This window comes from Phenylobacterium sp., assembly GCF_031181185.1.
Classification (GTDB): Bacteria; Pseudomonadota; Alphaproteobacteria; order Caulobacterales; family Caulobacteraceae; genus Phenylobacterium.
In genome coordinates, this window is record NZ_JAPSKZ010000275.1 from 1 (window position 1) to 2,949 (window position 2,949).

2 protein-coding genes are annotated in these 2,949 nt (G+C 70.0%); both read left to right on the forward strand.

The annotated features are described in order from the left end of the window. A partial coding sequence (locus RIF93_RS19710; RefSeq protein WP_309093147.1) for a DNA gyrase subunit A occupies positions 1 to 1,576 on the forward strand: 1,576 nt, incomplete at its 5' end. A gap of 272 nt (positions 1,577 to 1,848) precedes the next feature. Continuing rightward, positions 1,849 to 2,712 carry a DUF2189 domain-containing protein gene (locus tag RIF93_RS19715; protein ID WP_309093148.1) on the forward strand — a complete coding sequence of 288 codons (864 nt, stop codon included), beginning with the start codon at positions 1,849 to 1,851 and terminating at the stop codon, positions 2,710 to 2,712. The last annotated feature ends 237 nt before the right edge of the window (positions 2,713 to 2,949 follow it).

The window sequence follows — 2,949 nt, forward strand, 5'->3', positions numbered from 1 at the left end:
CGGCGGCGTCATCGTCGAGCCGCGCGCCAACCTGGTCGAGACCTACGCCACCGGGCGCGGCGGCGTGCGGGTGCGGGCGCGCTGGGAGAAGGAGGACACCGGCCGCGGCACCTATCAGATCGTCGTCACCGAGATCCCCTACCAGGTGAAGAAGGCCGACCTGGTCGAGCAGCTGGCCGAGCTGATCGAGAACAAGAAGGCGCCGCTGCTGGGCGACGTGCGCGACGAGAGCGCCGAGGACATCCGGCTGGTGCTGGAGCCCAAGAGCCGCAACGTCGAGCCCGAGGTGCTGATGGAGAGCCTGTTCAAGCTCTCCGACCTCGAGACGCGCTTCAGCGTGAACCTCAACGTTCTGGACGCGCGGGGCACGCCCGGCGTGATGAACCTGCGCCAGGCGCTGAAGGCGTTCCTGGACCACCGGCGCGAGGTGCTGGTCCGGCGCGCGCGCCACCGGCTGGAGAAGATCGAGGCCCGCCTCCACATCCTCGACGGCCTGATGATCGCCTACCTCAACCTGGACGAGGTGATCCGCATCGTCCGGTTCGAGGACAAGCCGAAGGAGAAGCTGATCGAGACGTTCTCGCTCAGCGAGATCCAAGCCGACGCCATCCTCAACACCCGCCTGCGCCAGCTGGCGCGGCTGGAGGAGATGGAGATCCGCCGCGAGCACGCCGAGCTGTCGGAAGAGCGCGACGGCATCCTCAAGATGCTGGCCTCGGACGCAGCGCAGTGGCGGCTGGTGGGCGAGGGCCTGCGCCACGTGAAGGGCGAACTGGGCAAGCTCAACGATCGCCGCTCGACCTGCGGCGAGGCGCCGCAGGTGGACGCCGACGCCGCCATCGAGGCGATGATCGTGCGCGAGCCGATCACCATCATCCTGTCCGAGCGCGGCTGGATCCGGGCCGCCAAGGGCCGGGTGGAGGACCCGTCCGAGCTGAAGTTCAAGGAAGGCGACAAGCTGCAGTTCCTGGTGCCGGCCGAGACGACGGACAAGCTCCTGATCTTCGCCTCGGACGGCCGGTTCTTCACCCTGGGCTGCGACAAGCTTCCGGGCGCCAGAGGACACGGCGAGCCGCTGCGGCTGATGATCGACCTGGACGACAAGGTCGGCATCGTCGACGTCTTCCCGCACAAGCCCGGCACGAAGCGCCTGCTGGCGTCGAAACAGGGCTACGGCTTCATCCTGCCCGAGGAGGAGGCCATCGCCTTCCGCCGGGCGGGCAAGCAGGTCCTCAACGCCGGCGACCCGGCGAAGAAGGGCGAAGGCGCGGCCGTCTGCCTGCCGGTCACCGGCGACCAGGTGGCCGTCGTGGGCGACAACGGCAAGGTGCTGATCTTCCCCGCCGCCGAGCTGCCCGAGATGCCGCGCGGCAAGGGCGTGAAGCTGCAGAGCTACCGCGAAGGCGGACTGCGCGACGCCCTTGTGTTCAACGCCGCCGACGGCGCCGCCTGGATCGACGCGGCCGGCCGCACCCGCACCTGGGAGGACTGGCGCGACTGGCAGGGCCGCCGGGCGGGCGCGGGCAAGCTGGCGCCCAAGGGCTTCCCGGCCACCAAGCGCTTCCGGCCGAAGTAAGCCGCCAAGCGGAACCTTAGGGCATGGCTGCGCTTTCCCGAGCCAGAAGGAGAGCGCCCCATGAACCGTATCATCTACATCGTCGGCCTCGTCGTCGTGGTCCTGGCGATCCTGTGGTTCTTCGGCCTCCGCTGAGGCCGTCGCCGACGGTCCTGGGCCGTGCTAAGCTTGCGCCAACGACCTGAGGGCGGCGGCTTCGCCAGACCCCTGTCGGTGACGGGAGCCTGACGCCTGTCCGCGGTCCTCTGGAGGAGGAAACCGGAGGTGTCGCAATGGCCGCCCAGGACCATGTCGGGAATCCATTCGAATATGTGCTGAAGCGGCTCGCGTGGGCCGTCTCGGGCGAGGGGCGACGACAGGACCCCGCCGCCCGCGCCGCGGCCCGCGTCATGCCGCAGGTGCGGAAGGTGACGGCGGCCGACCTGCGCGACGCGCTGCGCCGGGGCCTAAGCGACTTCGGCGCCGCCCGCGACGACGTGGTGTTCATCGCGGTGTTCTATCCGCTGGCCGGGCTGCTGCTGCTGGCCGCGGCCGCGCGCTACGACCTGCTGCCGATGATCTTTCCGCTGGTCTCGGGGTTCGCCCTGCTGGGCCCGGTGGCGGCCGTCGGCCTCTACGAGATCAGCCGCCGGCGCGAGCGGGGCGAGGACGTGAGCTGGATGGACGCCGCCAAGGTGTTCGGCTCGCCCGCCATCGGCCAGGTGCTGCAGATGGGGCTGATCCTGATCGGCCTGTTCCTGCTGTGGCTGGCGGCCGCCTACCAGATTAGCCTGATGGCCTTCGCCGACGCCCCGCCGGTGACCCTCGAGAGCTTCGTGCGCGAGGTCTTCGCCACCGGCGACGGCTGGCGCATGGCGATCGTGGGTATTGCGGTGGGCTTCGTCTTCGCCGTCGTGGCTCTGGCGATCAGCGTGGTCTCGTTCCCGCTGCTGCTGGACAGGCACGTCGACCTGGACGTCGCCGTCCGCACCTCGCTGAAGGTGGTGGCGCAGAACCCGGGAACGATGGCGCTGTGGGGGCTGATCGTGGCGGGCCTGCTGGTGCTGGGGGCGCTGCCGGCGCTGATCGGCCTGGTTGTCGTGGTGCCGGTGCTGGGGCATGCGACCTGGCACCTCTACCGCAAGGCGGTGGGGTAGGCGCACGAGTCTTGCCTCCCCTGCGGAGCGGGGGAGGGGGACGCGCCGGACATGCCGGACGGCGGATCGTCGTGTCTGTGGCAGGGTTCTGAGAGACCCCTCATCCGGCCTGCTGCGCAGGCCACCTTCTCCCGCAAGGGGAGAAGGCGGGTTCAGGTGGTGTCGTGGGGCGGCGGCTCGCCGGCCCGCTGGTGCGGGTAGGGCTCGGGCTTGAGGTCGAGGCGTTTGATGATGCGC

Coding starts and splice junctions, on each gene's coding strand:
- RIF93_RS19715 (WP_309093148.1), top strand. CDS start 1,849: ATGGCCGCCCAGGACCATGTCGGGAATCCATTCGAATATGTGCTGAAG.